Annotated in this window: 18 protein-coding genes; 5 read left to right on the top strand and 13 right to left on the bottom strand. The window is 70.6% G+C overall.

Annotation, left to right across the window (positions count from 1 at the left end; all coding sequences use genetic code 11):
- Positions 1-7: 7 nt before the first annotated feature.
- The 3 genes from C4V41_RS46565 to thrC all read right to left on the bottom strand — a co-directional run bounded on the left by C4V41_RS46565 (position 8) and on the right by thrC (position 2,535).
- Entirely contained in the window at positions 8-616 is a 609-nt protein-coding gene (locus tag C4V41_RS46565; protein WP_103962472.1) for a biotin transporter BioY, read from the bottom strand.
- A gap of 94 nt (positions 617-710) precedes the next feature.
- Entirely contained in the window at positions 711-1,316 is a 606-nt protein-coding gene (locus C4V41_RS46560) for a DNA/RNA non-specific endonuclease (RefSeq protein WP_160150636.1), read from the bottom strand.
- A gap of 154 nt (positions 1,317-1,470) precedes the next feature.
- Positions 1,471-2,535, bottom strand: a complete 1,065-nt coding sequence (thrC, locus tag C4V41_RS46555) for a threonine synthase (protein WP_103962616.1) — start codon at positions 2,533-2,535, stop codon at positions 1,471-1,473.
- Between the two features lie 65 nt (positions 2,536-2,600).
- Between thrC and C4V41_RS46550 the strand changes: the two genes are divergently transcribed.
- Complete coding sequence (locus C4V41_RS46550; RefSeq protein ID WP_103962470.1) at positions 2,601-3,551, top strand: MurR/RpiR family transcriptional regulator; 951 nt, start codon at positions 2,601-2,603, stop codon at positions 3,549-3,551.
- A 305-nt stretch (positions 3,552-3,856) separates the two neighbouring features.
- Here C4V41_RS46550 and C4V41_RS46545 read toward each other — a convergent pair whose 3' ends face one another.
- The 5 genes from C4V41_RS46545 to C4V41_RS46525 all read right to left on the bottom strand — a co-directional run bounded on the left by C4V41_RS46545 (position 3,857) and on the right by C4V41_RS46525 (position 6,618).
- Positions 3,857-4,378: a GNAT family N-acetyltransferase gene (locus C4V41_RS46545; protein ID WP_103962469.1), complete on the bottom strand. Its 522-nt coding sequence runs from the start codon at positions 4,376-4,378 to the stop codon at positions 3,857-3,859.
- A gap of 9 nt (positions 4,379-4,387) precedes the next feature.
- Entirely contained in the window at positions 4,388-4,954 is a 567-nt protein-coding gene (locus C4V41_RS46540; protein WP_103962468.1) for a helix-turn-helix domain-containing protein, read from the bottom strand.
- On the bottom strand, positions 4,951-5,544 hold the full coding sequence (locus C4V41_RS46535; RefSeq protein WP_235030808.1) for a hypothetical protein: 594 nt from the start codon (positions 5,542-5,544) through the stop codon (positions 4,951-4,953). The genes C4V41_RS46540 and C4V41_RS46535 overlap by 4 nt, the downstream gene beginning before the upstream one ends.
- A 132-nt stretch (positions 5,545-5,676) precedes the next feature.
- Positions 5,677-5,967 carry a DUF6204 family protein gene (locus tag C4V41_RS62395; protein WP_235030833.1) on the bottom strand — a complete coding sequence of 97 codons (291 nt, stop codon included), beginning with the start codon at positions 5,965-5,967 and terminating at the stop codon, positions 5,677-5,679.
- A 12-nt stretch (positions 5,968-5,979) separates the two neighbouring features.
- Positions 5,980-6,618 (bottom strand): TetR/AcrR family transcriptional regulator, encoded by a 639-nt coding sequence (locus C4V41_RS46525; RefSeq protein ID WP_103962467.1) that lies wholly within the window; start codon positions 6,616-6,618, stop codon positions 5,980-5,982.
- A gap of 182 nt (positions 6,619-6,800) precedes the next feature.
- Here C4V41_RS46525 and C4V41_RS46520 point away from each other — a divergent pair, with 182 nt between their 5' ends.
- On the top strand, positions 6,801-8,588 hold the full coding sequence (locus C4V41_RS46520; RefSeq protein ID WP_103962466.1) for a LamG domain-containing protein: 1,788 nt from the start codon (positions 6,801-6,803) through the stop codon (positions 8,586-8,588).
- Positions 8,589-8,632: 44 nt separating this feature from the next.
- On the opposite strand, the gene C4V41_RS46515 is transcribed toward C4V41_RS46520, so the two are convergent.
- A complete protein-coding gene (locus C4V41_RS46515) occupies positions 8,633-9,019 on the bottom strand; it encodes a sensor histidine kinase (RefSeq protein WP_103962465.1) in 387 nt (128 codons plus the stop codon).
- Positions 9,020-9,281: 262 nt separating this feature from the next.
- On the opposite strand from C4V41_RS46515, the gene sigJ reads away from it, so the two are divergent.
- On the top strand, positions 9,282-10,196 hold the full coding sequence (gene sigJ, locus C4V41_RS46510) for an RNA polymerase sigma factor SigJ (RefSeq protein ID WP_103962464.1): 915 nt from the start codon (positions 9,282-9,284) through the stop codon (positions 10,194-10,196).
- Between the two features lie 4 nt (positions 10,197-10,200).
- Here the strand turns inward: sigJ and C4V41_RS46505 are convergent, their stop codons facing one another.
- On the bottom strand, positions 10,201-10,611 hold the full coding sequence (locus C4V41_RS46505) for a winged helix-turn-helix transcriptional regulator (RefSeq protein ID WP_327537511.1): 411 nt from the start codon (positions 10,609-10,611) through the stop codon (positions 10,201-10,203).
- 79 nt (positions 10,612-10,690) lie between these two features.
- Here C4V41_RS46505 and C4V41_RS46500 point away from each other — a divergent pair, with 79 nt between their 5' ends.
- Entirely contained in the window at positions 10,691-11,386 is a 696-nt protein-coding gene (locus tag C4V41_RS46500) for an SDR family NAD(P)-dependent oxidoreductase (protein ID WP_103962462.1), read from the top strand.
- A gap of 32 nt (positions 11,387-11,418) precedes the next feature.
- Here C4V41_RS46500 and C4V41_RS46495 read toward each other — a convergent pair whose 3' ends face one another.
- The 3 genes from C4V41_RS46495 to C4V41_RS46485 all read right to left on the bottom strand — a co-directional run bounded on the left by C4V41_RS46495 (position 11,419) and on the right by C4V41_RS46485 (position 15,374).
- Positions 11,419-13,248 (bottom strand): rhamnogalacturonan lyase, encoded by a 1,830-nt coding sequence (locus C4V41_RS46495; protein WP_103962461.1) that lies wholly within the window; start codon positions 13,246-13,248, stop codon positions 11,419-11,421.
- Positions 13,249-13,479: 231 nt separating this feature from the next.
- Complete coding sequence (locus C4V41_RS46490) at positions 13,480-14,340, bottom strand: nitroreductase/quinone reductase family protein (RefSeq protein WP_327537510.1); 861 nt, start codon at positions 14,338-14,340, stop codon at positions 13,480-13,482.
- A 227-nt stretch (positions 14,341-14,567) separates the two neighbouring features.
- The gene (locus tag C4V41_RS46485) at positions 14,568-15,374 is read right to left on the bottom strand and encodes an SDR family NAD(P)-dependent oxidoreductase (RefSeq protein ID WP_235030831.1); all 807 of its coding nucleotides are present in this window, start codon (positions 15,372-15,374) and stop codon (positions 14,568-14,570) included.
- Between the two features lie 129 nt (positions 15,375-15,503).
- Between C4V41_RS46485 and C4V41_RS46480 the strand changes: the two genes are divergently transcribed.
- Positions 15,504-16,097: a TetR/AcrR family transcriptional regulator gene (locus tag C4V41_RS46480; protein WP_103962458.1), complete on the top strand. Its 594-nt coding sequence runs from the start codon at positions 15,504-15,506 to the stop codon at positions 16,095-16,097.
- The last annotated feature ends 12 nt before the right edge of the window (positions 16,098-16,109 follow it).

Genomic DNA, 16,109 nt, shown 5'->3' with positions numbered 1-16,109 from the left:
CGAGGGATCAACGCCCCCCGCCGGTTCGCAGCCGTTCCTGGTGGACGGCCGGCACCGCGTCGGGATAGGCCCGCTGCGTGCCCCTGGCCACGATCGCGGTGAGCACCGCCTTGATCAGGTCGCCGGGCAGGAAGACGGCGGAGTTGAGCGCCGCGGTGCCCAGCGGCAGCCCCCCGATCATCGCCCACACCGGGATGCCGAACAGATAGACCACGCCGATGCCGCCCACGAGGGCGGCCACCAGCAGCCGAGTGAAGCTCGGGCTGCGCCCCGCGCGCTCGACGAGCCAGCCGGTCACCGCCGCGCCCGGAATCCAGCCGATCAGGAACCCGGCCGACGGCAGGGTGAACACGGCGAGCCCGCCCCGTCCGCCCGCCAGCAGCGGCAGGCCCGCGGCCACCAGCACGAGCAGCACCACGACGGCCAGCGCGGCCCGCCATCTGCCGAGGATCGCGCCCGCCAGCATCACGCCGAACGTCTGCAGCGTGATCGGAACCGCGCTGCCGAAGACGCTCAGCCCGGGGACGAGGCCGAGCACCGCGATCAGTGCGGCGAACACGGCCACCCGCGCCAGGTCGCCCGTGGGGAACCTGCGCCGTTTCCCTTCATCCTTCATGGGGTCGATCCCACACCAGAACGGGTGTACTCAGGCATGGAGGTATCCCACAACTTTCCTGCCGATCATCTGCGAGCGACCGATACCGCTTCTGCTACTTCTTGCCGCATCCGGTCTCTTCGAACGTCTTGGTAATCCGGTCCTGCCAGGATCGCAGCTCCTTGGCGGACAAGGTGCGGTTGGGCAGGGTGAACGAGATCCGGCCCTTCTTCGGGGACATCGTGATGGTGACCTGGTCGGGGGTGATCGTCTTGCCGTCGGGGTAGTGTGGGCGTACGCGGTAGTCGGACACGGTGCCCTCGCCTTCGAGGCAGGCGCGGGCGCCGTTCTCGACGCGTTTCATCAGGCCCTGGTTGATCTGGCGGCCCCGCATGGGGACGAGGTTGTAGCGCATGCTGACGCCGTCGAAGGAGGCGGCGATGAGGTGGCCGCCTTGCCAGTCGCCCTCTCCGCCCCAGTTGCCGACGGTCTTCTCGCACTCGCCGCGCTCGGCGGCCTTGGCGGTGAGGGTCTTGGCCAGGGCGTCGCTGGGGCGGCCGGCGCTGTCGGTGACGAAGGTGTGCTGGTGGGCGTGGTAGGTGTGGCCGGACTGGAGGTGGTGGTCACAGGGGGCGGGGTCGGATGCGTACGCGGGGGCGGACGCCGCGGCGGTGAACAGGAGCGCGGCGGCGCCCGCGCGACGCAGTGCGGTCGCGGGCACGGAGGTGTTTCCTCTCGCGAAAAGGGGGATCGCCGGACAGGCGCAGGACACCGATGGGCGAATCGCCCTATCGGCCGCCTCGTCGGCTTTGTCGCGAAATTCGTGCCCGTGAGAAGAGTGACGTAACGTATCTAGAGCGCTACTCTTGGTAGTTTCAGGCGGCCAGGCGCAGGGCGCGGGCCACGTCGGCGGTCGCGGCGGACGTCTCGGTGGCGGTGTAGCCGTCGCGCAGGGAGGCGTCGAGGTCCTTCAGGCCGTTGCCACTGAGGGTGATCACGATGCGCAGACCGGGCTCCAGTGCGCCGCGCGCGTGCCGGTCGAGCAGCCCGGCGACCCCGGCCGCCGACGCGGGCTCGGCGAAGACGCCGTCGCGGCGGGCCAGCATCCGGTACGCCGCGAAGATCTGCTCGTCGGTCACCGCGTCGATCAGCCCGCCGGACTCGTCCCGGGCGGCCAGGGCGCCGTCCCAGGTGGCCGGGCTGCCGATCTTGATCGCGGTGGCCGCCGTGTCCGGCTGCGCCACGGGCCCGCCCAGGACGAACGGCGCCGACCCGGCCGCCTGGAACCCCCACAGTCGCGGCAGCCGGCCGGCCAGGCCCGCCTCCCGGTAGTTGCGGTAGCCGCCCCAGGTGGCGGTGATGTTGCCGCCGTTGCCCACCGGCAGGCAGTGCACGTCGGGCGCGTCGCCGAGGGCGTCCACGATCTCGTAGGCGACCGTACGCTGCCCGGCCAGGCGCAGTTCGTTGCCGACCGAGTTGACCAGGGCGATCGGGTGGTGGGCGGCCAGTTCGCGGGCCACTCGCAGGCAGTCGTCGAACGAGCCGCCGATCTCGATGATCTCGGCGCCGTACCGTACGGCCTGGCTCAGCTTGCCCAGCGCGACGCCGCCCTTGGGCACCAGCACGGCGGCGGTCAGCCCGGCGCGGGCGGCGTAGGCGGCGGCCGAGGCGCTGGTGTTGCCGGTGGAGGCACAGATGACGGCCTCCGCCCCGGCTTCGGCGGCGCGGCTGATCGCCACCGTCATGCCGCGGTCCTTGAACGATCCGGTCGGGTTGGCCCCCTCCACCTTCAACCAGACCTCGCAGCCGGTGAGGGTGGACAGGTGGTCGGAGCGCAGCAGCGGGGTGTTGCCCTCGTTGAGTGAGATGGAGGGGGTCGCGGCGGTGACCGGCAGCCAGCGCCGGTAGTCGCTGTCGATCAAACCATGCCAGGTAGTCATGTTCCGCACCGTAACACTTGTTTCGTATATTTCAGCAAATCGTTGGTGATGTAACATTTGTCATCATGGACCAGGACCCGATCGCCCAGCGGCTCAGCGCCGCCTACCACGAACTGCCGGCCGGGGAGCAGGCGGTCATCCGGGTCCTGCTCGACGACTGGCCGTTCGCGGCCCTGGGCTCGCTACGAGCGCTGGCCGAACGGGCCGGCGTCAGCCCGCCGACGGCCTCACGCCTGTTCGAACGACTCAAGTTCGGCGGTTTCGCAGGCTTCCAGAACGCCGTACGCGACGGGGCCCGCGACCGCTCACGCCTCCTCGAACACGTCACGGCCACCCTCGACCCCCGCACTTCCTCCGACGCCCAGGAGAACGACGCCTCCCACGATTCGCCGGACCACCGCGGAGACGCCGACTCCCGGAGTGACGGAAAGTCCCGTGGCTCTCGCGCGGACGCCCCCAAGACGCCACCGGTCGCCTCCGCCAAGGTGCGGCAGGCCGTCGACGAGCTGCGGGCCGGGTTCAACGGGAACCTGGACGCCGTGACCGAAGAGCACTACCACTCGGCGGCCGCGTTGCTGGCCCCGGCCCGGACCGTCTGGGCGCTCGGCGGGCCACTCAGCGAGCTGGCCGCCGAATACCTCGTCCGCCAGCTCGCCAGCCTGCGGCCGGGCGCGCACCGCGTGCCCGACTCGGCGCACGCCCGCGCACGAACCGTCCTCGACCTCGGCCCCTCCGACGTGGTCGTGGCCTACGACTTCCGCCGCTACTCCCCTGGCACGGCCGCCTTCGTCCAGGCCGCGCGCGCCCGCCGGGCACGGCTGGTGCTGGTCACCGACGCCTGGGCGTCGCCACTGGCCGACCAGGCGACAGTCCTCATCAGACTGCCGGCCGCGGGACCGATGGCACCGCTCGCGCACGAGATCGCCATCACCGAACTGATCCTCGTCGCCACCGCCGCCCGCCTGACCCCGGCCCAGCGCCTGGCCGACCTGGACGACCTCACCCAGACGCTGTAGCCGCGCACCGAACGAACGCGACCGCCACCCCCATCTGACCCCGGCTTGGCACCTGGCCGCCCGCCGGCTTCCGCGGCCGCAGCATTGACGACGTGCCGATCCCCAACGGGCCGATCACCATCGCGGGCCGGCGAGCGCCCTCTCACGCCCGAAGAACCACCGCGCGTCCCGCACGCCGAACGGCTCCGACCTCGCCGGTTCATTGCGCACCCCGGCGCATTTCTGCGGTGTCCACGCGCACAAGCCGATGCTCGGGCCGGCGGCGATCCAGCGGCATGGTCGCGCCGCCGGCATCGACTTCCGGTCTATCCGGCGAGCCGTTTGTAGAAGAAGCTGCAGTCCTGCAGCGTGCCGCCCGGGGAGCTCGCGTAGTCCGGCACGATGCCGTAGCGGGTCCAGCCGCCGGTGAGGTAGACGTGCTCGGCCGTGCTGCCGGTCTCGGTGTCCAGGAGCAGCAGGCCGGCGCCCTCCGCCGGCGCGGCCCGCTCCGCCGTGGCCAGCAGGGCGCGTGACAGGCCGCGGCCCCGGGCGGTGCGGTGCACCATGAGCTTGACGATCTCGGCCCGGTGGCGGGCGTTGGGCTTGGCCGCCAGCGCCAGGCTGATAGTGCCGGTCATCGCGCCGTCCTCGCGGCAGGCCCAGACGGCGAGGGTGCCGGCGGCCACGGCCGGATATTGCGCCCGCCACCACGCGGCCGCCTCCTCATGGCCGAACGGTGTCACGAACCCCACGGAAGCGCCGTCGTCCACGGCGTCGACCAGCAGGTCGGCCAGCTCTTTGATCCCGGCCTCGAACTCCTCGGCCGACAGTCTCTCGATGGTGCGCATGCGGCCTTCCTAGGGGAGAACGATCAGGATCGCGTACCGGACGGGGTCGGGGCCGGGGTTGCGGAAACGTGAGGACCCCCACAGCCGGAACCGCAGGCAGTCGCCGGCCTCCAGGGCGTGCGCGTGGCCGTTGGCGGTGATCTCCACCGCTCCTTCAAGCACCCAGATGTGCTGTTCGAGCCCTGGTACGGGAGGCGTATCGTAGGCGATGTCGGCCCCCGCCAGCAGCGTGCCCTCGACGACCTCGCCGCGCAGCCCGGGGTGGGGCGGCGACACCGAGCGGCGGACGAACCCGGACGTGTCGTCTCGCCACACCGCCTGCGCCGCGGCGGTCACGACCTGCGGCGGCTCCGACTCCACCTCGGCCAGCAGCCGCGACATCGGGCGCCCGTGGACCGCGCACAGCTTGCCCAGCAGCGCCGCCGTCGGGCTGATCTCGCCGCGCTCCAGCCGCGACAGCGTGGAGCGGCTGATGCCCGACCGCATCGCCAGCTCCCCCAGCGACCAGCCGCGTTCGACCCGCAGCTCGGCCAGGCGGTCGGCGAGCCGGGCGTCCACGTCCTCACTCTGTCTCACATGCGGGATTCTATCCCATATCTGGGAACGGCCAGAGCGGCGGCCAGGCAGGCGACGGGGATCACCGGCAGCACAGCAGGCCCGCCAGTGTGGCCGCGCGCACCGACACCTTGGGCGACCACAGCAGCACGGTCAGGCCGGCCACGACCAGGAAGATGAACTGCGTGTCGGACAGCACGGCGTGTTTCAGCCGCAGGAACGACGCGTCGAGCAGTTGGGGCGCGGTCGCCGCCGCGGCCGCCCAGCCGGGCAGCGACCTGCGGGCGCAGCACCGCGTACAGCATCACCGCGACGCCCAGGCCCATGACGTGCTGGACGGCCGCGACCCGTTCCACGCTGTGGAACGGCAGCAGCGCCCGCAGCAGCAGCGGATAGCCGATCGGGTGGAAGGTCGCCGACGGCGCCGGGTGCACGGCGGTGTCGAGGCAGGTGAAGAAGTCGTACCAGTAGAGCGTGATCGGCCGATAGCCGAGCATCGTCACCAGCCGCAGCGTGGCGGCGAGGGCGAGCAGCACGGCGAAGACACGGTGGTCCGCGAGAGCGGTGCGGCGGCGCTGCGACGGCAGCGCCACCCGGGAGTCGACGAGCACGCGACATCCGATCGATGGCGGGCAGGGGAAAGGTCCGCGCAGGCGAAAGAGGCCGCATGGCGGTGACAGAGGTGTTCTCAGCGGCTTCCGGCGGGCCGCTACCTCTTACCTGTCCGGACCTGCCCAGCCGTTTCACTCGGATTTCGGGAATTTCCTCCGGATCCTGATCTCACGCATGTCCGTCACACCGATCTTCAAAATCTCGTACGGCAACGCGTACTCCTCCAGCGCCCCCATCGCCCCCAGCGCCGCCTCGTCCTCCCCGTCCTGCGGCCCGGCGGCCACCTGGCAGCGGAACGTGAACGCCGACACGCTCGAATCGTGCGTGAACGTGCCCGCCTCGGTGAAGGCCGCACCCCCCGCCGCCAGCACCACGGCCCGGCCCGCGTCGTCGAGCCCCGTGAACTTGCCCCTGATCGTCACTCTGAACAACGGTCATCCCTCTCGTACGGCATAGGCCAGCACCCGCTCGCCCAGCAGGCTCTCCACGGTGTCCAGCAGGTCGAGCACGGCCCCGGAGATCGCCTCCGGCCGCTCCCCCGCCGCCGCGCGCCGGCCGATCTCGGACAGGACGAGCGCATGCAGGGAGCCGAGCTGCCAGGCCACCGCGCGCGGCAGCGGATCGCCCGGGGCCGCGCCGGTCTCCTCGGCCAGTTCGGTGGCCAGCGCCTCGGTCATCTGGTGCCCGAGATCCTCCAGCCGGGCGGTCAGCGTCGGAGCGGCCCGGACCATTTCGAGGAACCGCCCGAACCCGGGGGTCAGCCCCACCCTGCGCTCGCGGCCGCGCACCTCCTCGCGCAGCCGCGCCAGCACCGCCTCCGCCGCCGACCGGCCGGGGGCCCGCTCGCGGACGATGTCGGCCAGCCGCCGCGGCGAGGCCTCCTCGGGCGGCAGGACGAGGTCCTCCTTCGCCTGGAAGTAGTTGTAGACGGTGTTCACCGACACCTCGGCGGCCGCGGCGACCTCGGCGATCGTGACCTGCTCGAAGCCCCGCGCCACGAACAGGCCGATGGCCACCTCGGAGATGCGTTCCCGGGTCTGGCGCTTCTTGCGCTCCCGGAGTCCTTCGGTCATGCGTGAAGTCTAGTGCAAACTTTAAGTTGATTGCATTTTTGGAGTGGAGTGCGGTTTCGGTTGGTCGCTACTCACCTGCACGATCACTGTCTATCGTCTACTCAGGGGCCCATTGAGATAGATGGGGAGAAAGCACAGTGCATGGTTTATGCCGTGTCATCACGGGGCTTTTCGTAGGAGCAGTGCTTCTGGTGGCCACACCGGCGTCGGCAGACGCGGATCTGGTGGCCGCGTACGGGATGGAAGAAGGATCGGGGACGACCGTTCACGATCTGTCGGGCAACGGCAATGACGGGACCGTCGCGAACCCGCAGTGGGTGGACGGCAAGTACGGCAAGGGACTGCGCGTCGGGAAGCTGGACCAGATCCTGACGGTGCCGGACGCGCCGAGCCTGCGCACAGCGGACGGGCTGACGGTGGAGGCCTGGATCAAGGCCGACGGCCACTGCCCGATCCTCGCGGCCAAGGACGACTCCTACCGGATCGGGGGGACCTGGGGCATCAGGACGGGCGGCCAGAACCACGACGGCGAGTCGATCGGCGGATTCACCGGAGACTGGATCCACTTGGCGCTCGTGTACGACGGAAGCACACTGCGCTACGTCCTCGACGGCTGGGCCGTCGAGGCGCTTCCGGTGACCGGGGCCGTCGACTACGACTCCGGCCCGCTGAAGATCGGCAGGTCCTGTCCTGACGCGACCGTCGACGAGGTGCGCGTCTACCGGCGCGGGCTGGCCGATGAGGAGATCCGGCAGGACATGCTGAAGGCGGTCGTCGTGGACGAGCGGCCCATGGCTCCCGTGGTCTCGGCCGACCTCGGCACGGGCACGATCCAGCTGTCGTGGCCGGCCGCCACCGACGATCACGGCATCTCGGCCTACGAGATCCACGAGGTCGGCGCCCCGGAGGACACTGTCGACGCGTACACCCTGGTCGCCACGGTGACCGGCCTGACCTGGAATCCAGGCTGTGTCCACCGCAACTCGATCCACCAATACCGGGTCGTGGCCCTGGACACTCTGCGCCAGCCCAGCTCGCCATCGGAGATGGTCGGCGGACAGGTCACCAATCCGGACTGCCCGCCGACGGCGCCGACGGTGACGGTGTCCCCCCACGAAGGCTGGGCCGGAGTGCGGCTGAACGGCGCCTATGACGAGCGGGGCATCACCGAAGTCCAGCTCCACCGGTCGACGACGCCCGCTTTCACTCCGTCCGCGGCGACGCTGGTCGCCCGCGTCGCGGAGACGACGACGGAGCTCACCGATCATGTGCCCGCCCGCGCCACCTACTATTACGCGACGCTGGCGGTGGACACCACCGGCAACGTCAGCACGCCGTCCGCCGTCGTCTCCGCCCTGATCGAGGGGCCGCCCGACCTCCAGGCAACGCTCGTGGGCGCCTACGGACTGAACGAGGGCACCGGCACGACGCTGGGCGACTCATCCGGCCAGGGTCACACCGGCACGGCCACCAACCCGTCCTGGGTGAGCGGGAAGTACGGCACGGCGCTGGCCTTCGGTTACGCCGCGACCGCCAACGTGCCCAACCTGCCCCCGCGGGGAAAGGTGACTCTGTCGGCCTGGGTGAAGCCGAAGACGAACGCCCGCCCCCTGGAGGCGCTGTCGCGCAACGGATTCATGCTGTACGCCGCGGACTGGCCCAATGACACACCCTCCGCCGGCTTGGGCAGCGGGCACTTCGTCGTCGCGCCGCAGGTCCTGCCGGTCGACACGTGGACCCATCTGGCCGCCACCCACGACGGCAGGGAGATTCGCCTCTACGTGAACGGCGAGCCGGTCGGTTACGCCGGGAACACCGATCAGTTCTCCGGGATTCCAGGTCAGCTGATCATCGGGCAGGGCCATCCTCACGGCACCTTGCACGGCATGGTCATCGACGAGGTCCGCACCTACGACGCCGCCCTGACGCCGGAGCAGATCAAGAGCATCATGACGGCTCCCATCGGCTGAATCGAGACGGCCGTGGGGCCGCAAGGCCCCGCGGCCCGTCAACTTCACCAGCGGCGCAAGGTGCCGGTCACGGTGGTGCCCTCGCCGGGGACGCCGTGGACCGACAGGGTGCCGCCGAGCTCGGCGAAGGCCGCCCGCATGCCGTGACCCGCACACTCGGGGACGGCGCCGGTGCCGTTGTCGCTCACCGTCAGCCGCAGCCCGCCGCGACCGGCGGTCACCGCGATCGACGCGGTGGACGCGCCGCTGTGCCGCTCGACGTTCGCCAGCGCCTCGCGCACCACGGCCAGCACGCCCCGCGACACGCGCGCGGGAACGTCGCTCGCGGGCAACGCCCAGGTCTCCACGGTGATCCCGGTCCTGGCCGACCACTGCGCCAGGTGGTCTTCGAGCTCCCCGGCCAGCGTCTCGCTCTTCATCACGCGGATCATCGCGCCACACCTCAATCCCTCAGCCGCTACGCCCCGCTTTGGCGGGCATGGAGCAATCATGCGAAAGGGCGTGTTGAGGATATGTTGAGCGCGCGTTGAACGACGCTGTGTGGTGTGGCGCCGGGCCCGGACGCGCTCTCAGCATACGTCCCACCCGTCTCTGTTGTCACAGAGGCTCCCGGTGTGTTACCCCGGCCTCACATTTCGGACGGCTGTCTCGTCGGTCCTGGTGAAGGCAGTTGTGACAAGAGAAAGGCCGGCGATGACCACGGGAGACGAGGGGCTGGATCCGAGCCTGAGCGCGATCATGAGCGAGCGGCGGCACCTCATCAACCTCGCCTACCGGCTGCTCGGCTCGCTGGCCGACGCCGAGGACGTCGTGCAGGAGACCTACGCCCGCTGGTACGCCATGTCCCGGCAGGAGCAGGACGCCATCGACTCGCCCGGCGCCTGGCTGACCAAGGTCGCCGGCCGCGTCTGCCTCGACCTGCTGGGCTCGGCCCGGGCCCGGCGGGAGCGTTACGTGGGCGAGTGGATTCCGGAGCCGCTGCCCGACCGTACCGAGTGGGCCGACGAGCGGCCCGGCGGCGATCCGGCCGACCGCGTCACGCTCGACGAGTCGATCAACATGGCGTTTCTCGTCGTGCTCGAATCGATGACGCCCGCCGAGCGCGTCGCGTTCATCCTGCACGACGTCTTCCGCTACCCCTTCGCCGAGGTGGCCGACATCGTCGGCCGCACCCCGGCGGCCTGCCGGCAACTGGCCACGTCCGCCCGCCGCCGCATAGGCGACGCGCAGGCCCCCGCGACGCCGGTGGCCCGGCAGGCGGTGATCGTCAGGCGGTTCAAGCAGGCGTGGGAGGCCAAGGACATCAACGCTCTCGTCGGCCTCCTCGACCCCGCCGTCACGGGAATCGCCGACGGCGGCGGCGTGGTCAGCGCCGTGCTCCGGCCGATCGAGGGCGCCGAGAAGGTCGCGTCCGCCCTGGTCGAGATCACCGCCATGATGACGTCCGAGATGACGTTCCTGGAGCGTACGGTCAACGGTCAGCCCGGCCTGGTGGCTCAGCAGGAAGGCGTCACGGTGGTCGTGATGGCCTTCGACGTCGCCGACGACCGGATCAAGAACATCTGGGCCGTCCGCAACCCCGAGAAGCTCCGCCCATGGACGACCTGAGAGATCAGCGGTTGTCGTAGCGGTGGCGGGCGGCCTCGATCTCGTCGTTGTGGTCGGTGGCCCACCGGACGAAGGTGTAGGCGGTCTCGCGCATCTGGTCGCCCAGCGGGGTCAGCTCGTACTCGACCCGGGGCGGCACCTCGGGGTAGGAGGTGCGGGTGAGCAGGCCGTCGCGCTCCAGGTGCCGGAGGGTGCGGGTGAGCATCCGCTGCGAGATGCCGGGGACCTGGTCGTAGAGGGCGCCGAAACGAAGGGGTCCGGCGCCGAGGATGCCGATGACGAGAATGGACCATTTGTCGCCGACGCGGTCGAGGGTGTCGCGGATGCCCTGGCCGTTGTCGGGCCAGGACGCGCAGGGGTGCGGTGGGGTCCGGGCCGCCGCCATGCGCGGGTCCGGGTTCTGGCTTGCGAACATCAATGTGCCTTTTGTACGGGTGGAGACGGTTCCCTATCGTGGGGCTACTTACTGATCGTAACGAATGTGGGGTAACCGCATGACTTCCACCATCGCAGTCGTCGGTGCCGGGCCGGGTCTGGGCCGGGCGATCGCCCGGCGGTTCGGCACCGCCGGGCACCCGGTCGCGCTGATCTCCCGCAACCGGGCCAAGCTCCAGCCGATCGCCGACTCCCTGGCCACCGAGGGGATCACCGTCAGGGCCTACCCGGCCGACGTCACCGACGGCGCCGGGCTGACCGCCGCGCTGGAGTCCGCCGCCGCCGATCTCGGCCGCATCGGAGTGCTGTCGTACAGCCCGGCCCCGAACTTGGACCACAGCACCGGCGAGATGCCCGACTTCGCGGCGATGGGGTTCACCACGGCGCTGGAGACCACGCCGGAATCGGTTCGTACGCAGGTCGACCTGATCGTCGGGGGCGCGCTGACCGCCGTGGCGGCGGTGCTGCCCGGGATGCGCAAGGAAGGCAATGGGGCGCTGCTGTTCACTACGGGCGCCTCGGCGATCCTGCCGATGGCGGTGCTCGGCAACGCCGCGATCGCCCAGGCGGGCCTGCGGCACTGGGCGACCTCCATCCAGGGCGACCTGGCCGGTGAGGGCGTCTACGTCGGGCACGTGTCCGTGGGACTCCCGATCGTGCCCGGCGGCGGCGAAGGTGACCCCGACGCCATCGCCGAGCGCTGGTATCAGCTGGCGCAGGCCCGCGACACCTTCGAGACCACGATCGGTTTCTGACCGGCTTCTGACCGGCTTCTGGCCGGCGCGGATCAGCGCACGTAGATGTCCGGCCGCGCCGGGGTGGGCATGCGGTCGCCGATGAAGTAGCTCGTGTGCGGCGGCTGGTTGTAGGCGGTGTTCTGCCAGGCCACCGACACCCGGTAGAGCGGGTCGTGCATCAGCGTGTAGAGACGCCGGTCCGTCGGGGTGGGCGTCGAGTAGATGCGCAGCGCGCGGTTGTCGCTGGTCGGCCAGATGACCTCCTCGCGCCAGTCGCCGAACAGGTCGCCCGACAGCGAGGGCGTGGCCTTGGTGCCGTTGTTGGAGTGCACGCCCGAAGCGGTCAGCAGGCGGGTGTCGGCGCTGGTGCCGTACTTGTCGATCCTGGTCTGGTCGAGCAGTTCCCTGGTCGGGTCGGCGTCCCACCAGGCGAGGAAGTTGACCGAGGACGGCTTGCGGCCGGCGTTGTTGCCGGTGACGCTGCGCAGGTTGCCGTCGGCGGCCGACCAGAACTCGCCGGCCACCCGGACCGTCGAGATGTCCCCGGCCACGCCGCGGCCGTTGTCGGAGCCCGACGCGGTGGACCAGAGGATGGAGCCGTTGCGCGGGTCGATGTAGAGCGAGCCGGGCTGGGAGGTGGACTCGCTGACCTTGAAGTACTCCAGGCCCGCCCGGCCCGGGTCGAAGTCGCCCAGGTGCTGGGCGTCGCCGTGGCCGGTGCGGGTGCTCCACAGACCGGTGCCGTTGTCGTTGACGGTCATCGCGCCGTACACGATCTCGTCGCGGCCGTCGGCGTCCACGTCGCCGACCGACAGGCTGTGGCTGCCCTGCCCGGCGTACTGGGAGCCGGCCGAGTTGCTGTCGAACGTCCACCGCTTGGTGAGCGAGCCGTTGCGGAAGTCCCAGGCGGCGATGACGCTGCGGGTGTAGTAGCCGCGCGCCATGATGAGCGAGGGGCGCTCGCCGTCCAGGTACGCCGTTCCGGCCAGGAACCGGTCGACGCGGTTGCCGTAGTTGTCGCCCCACGAGGAGACCGTGCCGCGCGGCGGGTCGTAGTTGACCGTGGACATCGCGGCGCCCGTCGAGCCGTTGAACATGGTGAGGAACTCGGGGCCGGCGAGCACGTACCCGCTGGAGTTGCGGTGGTCGGCGCTGGAGCTGCCGATCACCGTGCCGCGGCCGTCCCTGGTGCCGTCGGCGGTCTTCATCGCGACCTCGGCGCGCCCGTCGCCGTCGTAGTCGTAGACCTGGAACTGGGTGTAGTGGGCGCCGGCGCGGATGTTGCGGCCCAGGTCGACGCGCCACAACCGGGTGCCGTCCAGGCGGTAGGCGTCCACGAAGACGTTGCCGGTGTAGCCGGACTGGGAGTTGTCCTTGGCGTTGGTCGGGTCCCATTTCAGGACGATCTCGTACTGTCCGTCGCCGTCCATGTCACCCACGCTGGCGTCGTTGGCGGTGTAGGTGTAGGCGACGCCGTCCGGGGTGGTGCCGCCCGACGGCGGCTGGATGGGAACGTCCAGGTAGGCGCCGCCGGTGAAGCGGAGCGAGCCCGGGGACGCAGCCTGCTCGGTCCCGCCGACGACCGCGCGCACGGTGTACGAGGCGTCGGCGGCGGCGCCGTTGTCCAGGTAGTTGGTGGAGGTCGTGAGCCCCGAGGCCACCCTGGTCGAGCCCCGGTAGAGGTTGAAGGAGACGCCGTCGGGGTCGGTGCCGAGCAGCCTCCAGGAGACGAGGTTGCCCGAGCCCGAGCGGACGCTGATCAGCCCCCGGTCCAGGTCCTCCATCTGTTTCGTGGGCGGCGCCGCCTGGGCGGGGACGGCGGGGAACGTGGTCGCGGCGAGGGCCAGGACGGTGGCCGCGGCGGCCAGGTGTAAGCGCATGGCGGGTTCCTTTGCGTTCGGTAAGCGCTTTCCCGATGGGCAAAAAGAAAGTTTCACGCTGCGGGGTGACGCGGTGATAGCGCTAACAGCATGGGGCCAGGTGCCTGACGTGCGAAAACGGTCACGGGAACTCCAATGCGGCCGGGTCAGCGCCAGGGCGTATTTAAGGCCAGGCCGCACCGATCCGCAAGACCCGCCCGGGCCGGAACCGCCGGCCCGGGCGGGGAGGGCTCAGTTGAGCAGCGCCACCAACTGCTCTTCCTCGTAGTCCAGGTGCGCCTCGACCTCCCGGGTGAGCCGGTCCACCTCGCTCACCAGCGTCGCCGGGTCGGCGTCGTCGTCGGCGAGCAGGGCCTTGAGGTCGCCCAGCAGCCGCGCCACGGTCGCGTGCTCGGCCCGCAGCCGCTCCAGCACCGGGGCGAGCTCGGGGTACTGGCGCTCCAGCGCGGGGAACATGTGACCGTCCTCGCGCGTGTGGTGCTCGTGCAGGTTGCCGCACACGGTCAGGCAGTTGACCCGGAGCTGCGCGGCCAGGCGCGGCCCCGACGCGGCCGCCTCCCTGCGGACCAGGGCCAGCTCCCGCCGGAAGGCGTCGTGGACGGTCTTGAGCACGTCGCCCATGCGGCCGATGGGCGGCCCGCCGAAGCTCGGCAGGAGGGCGACCACCGGCAGGACCCGGCCCGACCTGGTTTCGTACTCGGCCCAGCCGGGGTCGGACTCGACGGCGCGGGCGAACAGACGGTCGCGCTCCTCGCCCTCGATCACGACCGCCTTGGCCTGGTAGGTGAACACACCGTCCTCGACGGTGACCTGCGGATCGGCGAGCAGGTTGTGGTACCAGGCCGGGTTCTTCGGGGCACCGCCCGCCGAGGCGATGATGAGGACACGGTCGCCGTCGGGCAGGTAGCCGAGCGGCGTCGTGTGGGAGGCGCCTGACCTGGCCCCGGTGGTCGTCAACAGGAGCAGCCTGGCTCCTTCGAAGTAGCCGCCGACCTGGCCCTTGTTGGCGCGGAATTCGTCAATGATCTGCTGGTTGAAGTCGTTGGGCATGCTGATTGATGGCTCCAGATACGGGGTGAATGTCGATGACATGCGAGAACCCGCACGGGCATGCCGAGGCCGGCGGGCTTATGACACCGCTGGGCAGGGCATGGGACGACGCGCGGGAGCGGCTGCGCTCAGGCGAGACCGATGTGAGTGTCCACGGCGTCATCCCCCTTGATTCGGCGCCTCCATGCCGCCTGTCGTACTCCGCGACGGCGACACGCGACGCGACGGCTATTCACCCATGTGCCCGGAGGAGCTGTCAAGCCGGTTTTCTAGCCCGGCGCCTTGCGGCTGAGGTGCTCCCAGGCGCGGTATTCGGCGGCGCGGGCCTGGTCCATCTGCTGGACCATGTCGTAGGAGGGGCCGCCGACGATGAGCCTCAGGGGCGGGTCGGGCAGGTCGACCAGCTCCATGATGACGGGCGCGGCCGTGCTCGCGGCGGGGCCGGCGTCCTCGCCCCACATCTCGGCCAACTTGGCCCGCAGCGGCTCGTAGGCCGGGTTGGGCTCCGTCATCGTGGTGCCCGCCGTGAACAGGCCGGTGTCGTAGCCGCCCGGCTGGACGATGGTCACCTTGATACCGAAGGGCGCGACCTCCATCGCCAGCGCCTGGCTGACGGAGTCGAGTGCCGACTTGCCGCCCGCGTACAGGCCGGTCGAGGCGAATCCGCCGCCCGTGCCCATCGTCGTCACCTGCAGGATGTGGCCGGAGCCCTGGGCGCGCAGGTGCGGGATGACGGCCTGGGCGACCCACACGGCGCCGAAGAAGTTGACGTCGAAGTGGGCTCTGATCTGCTCCTCCGTGGCCTCCTCCAGCATGCCGAGGAGCATGGTGCCGGCGTTGTTGACCACGATGTCGAGCCTGCCGAACGCGGCCGCGGCGCGGTCCACGCCCTCCTGTACGGCGGCGCGGTCGGAGACGTCGAGCGGGAGGCGTACGAGATTGTCGGGATATTTCTGGACCAGGTCTTCCAGCGGCGCCACATTCCGGGCCGCGGCCACGACCCGGTCCCCCGCGGCCAGTGCCGCTTCGGCGAAGGCCCTGCCCAGGCCACGGGACGCGCCGGTGATGAACCACACTCGGGTCAAGGGACTTCCTTCAACTAGGTAAGGCGAGACGGTTCGTCTCGCGCTTCTCGAGAATGCCTCCGAAAGGCGTCGCTGTCAAGACGGACCGTCTCGTCTCGTTGGGCTGCTATACTGACGCCCATGCCCAAGCAGCCCGATCCTGCCCGCCGCAGCGAGCGCTCCCGCCAGGCCATCCTCGACGCCGCCCGCGAGCTGGTCTCCGAGGTGGGCTTCGCCAAACTGTCGATCGAGGCCATCGCCGCGCGGGCCGGCGTCGGCAAGCAGACGATCTACCGGTGGTGGCGTTCCAAGGGGGCCGTGGTCTTCGACGCCTTCCTGGCGCTCAGCGAGGGCGGTGAGGGCATGGCACTGCCCGACACCGGCGACATCGAGGCCGACCTGCGGCTGGTGATGCGGGCGACGGTGGCGGAGTTCGCCGATCCGGCGTTCGAGGCGCCGATCAGGGCGCTCAACATGGAGATCATCAACGACCCCGACCTCGCCGCCCAATACCGCGAGAAGCTGGCGGGGCCGGTCGACGAGGCCAAGAAGGCCCGGCTGCGCAGCGCGCAGCGGGCCGGCCAGATCGCCGCCGACGCCGACCTCGACCTGGCCTTGGAGCTGCTGTACGCGCCCCTCTACCAGCGCTGGCTGCTGCGCACCGGGCCGCTGACCCCCGAATACGCCGACGCCCTGGTGGACCTCACGCTCAAGGCGTTGCGCCCCCCGGTTTGACGCTGACGCGGC

The organism is Nonomuraea solani (genome assembly GCF_900108335.1).
GTDB classification, from domain to species: Bacteria; Actinomycetota; Actinomycetes; order Streptosporangiales; family Streptosporangiaceae; genus Nonomuraea; species Nonomuraea solani.
The sequence above is the reverse complement of the archived record's forward strand: the minus strand, read 5'-3'. Positions and strand labels throughout refer to the sequence as shown.

What these genes read in the sequence shown, in the direction of transcription:
- C4V41_RS46565 (WP_103962472.1), bottom strand. Translation starts at nt 616, where the DNA reads ATGAAGGATGAAGGGAAACGGCGCAGGTTCCCCACGGGCGACCTGGCG.
- thrC (WP_103962616.1), bottom strand. Translation starts at nt 2,535, where the DNA reads ATGACTACCTGGCATGGTTTGATCGACAGCGACTACCGGCGCTGGCTG.
- C4V41_RS46550 (WP_103962470.1), top strand. Translation starts at nt 2,601, where the DNA reads ATGGACCAGGACCCGATCGCCCAGCGGCTCAGCGCCGCCTACCACGAA.
- C4V41_RS46545 (WP_103962469.1), bottom strand. Translation starts at nt 4,378, where the DNA reads ATGCGCACCATCGAGAGACTGTCGGCCGAGGAGTTCGAGGCCGGGATC.
- C4V41_RS46525 (WP_103962467.1), bottom strand. Translation starts at nt 6,618, where the DNA reads ATGACCGAAGGACTCCGGGAGCGCAAGAAGCGCCAGACCCGGGAACGC.
- C4V41_RS46515 (WP_103962465.1), bottom strand. Translation starts at nt 9,019, where the DNA reads ATGATCCGCGTGATGAAGAGCGAGACGCTGGCCGGGGAGCTCGAAGAC.
- sigJ (WP_103962464.1), top strand. Translation starts at nt 9,282, where the DNA reads ATGACCACGGGAGACGAGGGGCTGGATCCGAGCCTGAGCGCGATCATG.
- C4V41_RS46505 (WP_327537511.1), bottom strand. Translation starts at nt 10,611, where the DNA reads ATGTTCGCAAGCCAGAACCCGGACCCGCGCATGGCGGCGGCCCGGACC.
- C4V41_RS46500 (WP_103962462.1), top strand. Translation starts at nt 10,691, where the DNA reads ATGACTTCCACCATCGCAGTCGTCGGTGCCGGGCCGGGTCTGGGCCGG.
- C4V41_RS46495 (WP_103962461.1), bottom strand. Translation starts at nt 13,248, where the DNA reads ATGCGCTTACACCTGGCCGCCGCGGCCACCGTCCTGGCCCTCGCCGCG.
- C4V41_RS46490 (WP_327537510.1), bottom strand. Translation starts at nt 14,340, where the DNA reads ATGTCATCGACATTCACCCCGTATCTGGAGCCATCAATCAGCATGCCC.
- C4V41_RS46480 (WP_103962458.1), top strand. Translation starts at nt 15,504, where the DNA reads ATGCCCAAGCAGCCCGATCCTGCCCGCCGCAGCGAGCGCTCCCGCCAG.